2 protein-coding genes are annotated in these 2,616 nt (G+C 39.0%); one reads left to right on the top strand and one right to left on the bottom strand.

Translation table 11 applies throughout. From position 1 onward, the window contains the following. Window positions 1-1,880: 1,880 nt before the first annotated feature. A complete protein-coding gene (locus tag F6K22_RS38270; protein WP_293110114.1) occupies window positions 1,881-2,099 on the top strand; it encodes a ssl0294 family protein in 219 nt (72 codons plus the stop codon). A 74-nt stretch (window positions 2,100-2,173) separates the two neighbouring features. Here the strand turns inward: F6K22_RS38270 and F6K22_RS38275 are convergent, their stop codons facing one another. Further along, the gene (locus tag F6K22_RS38275) at window positions 2,174-2,518 is read right to left on the bottom strand and encodes a PP2C family protein-serine/threonine phosphatase (protein WP_293110115.1); all 345 of its coding nucleotides are present in this window, start codon (window positions 2,516-2,518) and stop codon (window positions 2,174-2,176) included. Between the last annotated feature and the right edge of the window lie 98 nt (window positions 2,519-2,616).

Below are 2,616 nucleotides of genomic sequence, written 5' to 3' on the forward strand. Positions count from 1 at the left end.
GCACGGCGTAAATAAGATACCCATATTATGAGAGAATGGATAGAGCTAAGATTAATGTCTAAAAGAGTGTGTAATGGGTGTGCTATTTAAGCCAATGTGTACTAGTACAGTAAAAAGCAGAAGGGCTTCAATTCAACAATTAATAATTAATTATTAATTATTACTTCTCCTTGAAAACGGATAGGATTGACTAATCATGAAAATTTTTTCTTCTCTCTTGGGAGATTGGATATGGTGAGGTTTCCTTGCCATCCCATCCTACTCATGCTCCGCTTGCCGACCGCTTGTTTCTCCACGGCGAGTGAGAGGCTTTAAACCTTAATTATTCGGTAATTTCAGTTATAAGTTATTATTTATCACTTATCAGTTAACAGTACCGACCGATGAAGCTAGAGCCTTGAAATATTGAAGTTTATTCTTTTCATACCGTTAAAAGGGAAGGCTATTGACCTTATTTTTTGGTCAGAATAAAAAAAGTTAATTATTGGTATATCGTCGTTTTAGGTATTGCATAAGCCCCCTAACCTATGTGGGTTTACTAAATAATCAATAGACATCTCCAATAATAAAAAATAAAATCAATTATCGTACATAAATCATCAATTATTTCTCCCTACTCCCTACTCCCTCTTTATCTAGAGATGTCTAATAATTAATAATTACAAGATTTACGCAAAGATACTATATGTAGTGTCAACAAAATTAGGTGCTCATTAGTTTAATTTTAAGGATATCAATACCTTAACTAGAGGGTTGAGAAGCCTCACTCCATAATCTGTGAGAAGCGCGTGAGATGAATAGACAGTAAACTAAAAAGCACAGACCTGTCCGACGGGATACCGGGACTGTGAATCGAGAAGCTCACACTGTACTGCAAGGTTAGTGTGGGAGTATGTAATAATACGAGTGAATAATTTTATCTTAACGTTGTTTGAAGACCTGCGCTCTCCATCCCCCCGCGTGAAAGCTATCCCTGATAAGGAACTCCTGAAAAGCTTGTGGGAGGGTGGGGAGAGGGGGAAGAGGGGGAAGAGGGGGAGTAATACCATTTCTCGCTCAAGAATGCTATACCTGCCAAATGTGGGGAAGTGTGGGGAGTGTGGGGAGGAGTAAACATAAGAATAATAAACATTAACTGGGCTATTATTAGCAAGCATGGTGATTCATCTTGTATTAATTACTTAATAACTGAAGTCCGACCTAAGTATAGCAATGTTTTTGGGAATTGGTATAAGAATCTTGGGGTGCATTTCTCACTTCTTTATGTCTAATTCAATACACAAATCTAAGAAAAAAGCCTTTCAAATGACTTATACATAACTTCTCTTTTTTGTCTACGTTTTATGTTAAGAAAGATGTTTATAAAGCATAGCGCGTGAAAGGGGGGTTAGGGGGGATGGATGAAAAACAATCAATCTTGTGGTATAATCGGTGTTGGTTACTGACCTGCCTGGACGTCTACGAACAGACAGGTTAACCGACAAAGATTACCAATTTTGGGTAACACCGCAGAAAGATCGGTAGATTGTCCTTCGGAGACGCTCCGCGAACGGGGCAGAGGAATGGTCACTGGGAACACTCCATACTTGAACTCAACACATACAACAAAAAGTTTTTTGTTTAAATATTTTAGGCTGCTGGGCTAGGAGTGTCAGCGCCAGTCGTTCATGGGGGAGACCCCCTTTGGCGGCGCTGGCAAGTCTTTAGGAGCGCGCCTTTAGACCTGAAGAGAGTAAATCTAGGAGGTCGGGTGCGCGAGAAGCAGAAAGCACTAATCAGTAATGGTTAGGAATCCCGCGTTGTCCATCAAGCGCAACCTTGGGAGGATGTCAATTGATTAGAAATATAGTATTAGTAGTATTAGCGAGAGGAAAAACTCCATGTTCTTAGATGAACTGACCCCAATTGTAAAAGAATTGCTCGAACAGCCAGTTGCCTTCTTCGGTGGTTTTTTCTCTGGTATGCTTCGACTAAATCTTAATGATGACCCTGTTAAAACTTGGCTTGAGCAGCAGACAGGTTATAGTTCCACTAATGGTTCTAGCACAGAAGCAAATAATGGCAAAAGTGAAGGTCCTCAATCAATTACTATAGAATAAGATTCAAGATTTACCGAAAATAATGTAGAGACATTCCATACAAATGTCTCTACAATGGTACTTATTGCTATAGATTAAACATGTCGCTGTACAGATAATAAAGTAATATCATCAAACTGGGTAGCACTACCAGTATGATTCAAAACACTGGTAGATACCTCTTCCAGCAAAGCTTCTGCTGAAGTAAATTTTTTCTCTAAAAGTAAGCGTAATTTTTCATTAGTGAAAAATTCAGCTTGACTATTACGAGCTTCGGGAACGCCGTCCGTATAACCTAACAATATTTCTCCAGGTTCTAAGACAGTTTCTTCAATTTTAAAATTCATACCGGGTAACATTCCTACTGCTGGACCTGTAGAATTTAACTCCTGCTTAATTCCTCCCGCAGCATCAAGAATAAATAGTGGTTCATGCCTCAAAATTTGTGATGATAAACAATAGGAGCTATTGATGGCGAACGAATCAAGGTTGTAACTTTGAACCACTAATTTTTAACAGTCGCCGTACAAGTCACAAC

Source organism: Okeania sp. SIO2F4 (genome assembly GCF_010672385.1).
GTDB lineage: Bacteria > Cyanobacteriota > Cyanobacteriia > Cyanobacteriales > Microcoleaceae > Trichodesmium.

Excerpts from the sequence above, each read along its gene's own strand:
- F6K22_RS38270 (WP_293110114.1), top strand. The coding sequence starts at position 1,881 with ATGTTCTTAGATGAACTGACCCCAATTGTAAAAGAATTGCTCGAACAG.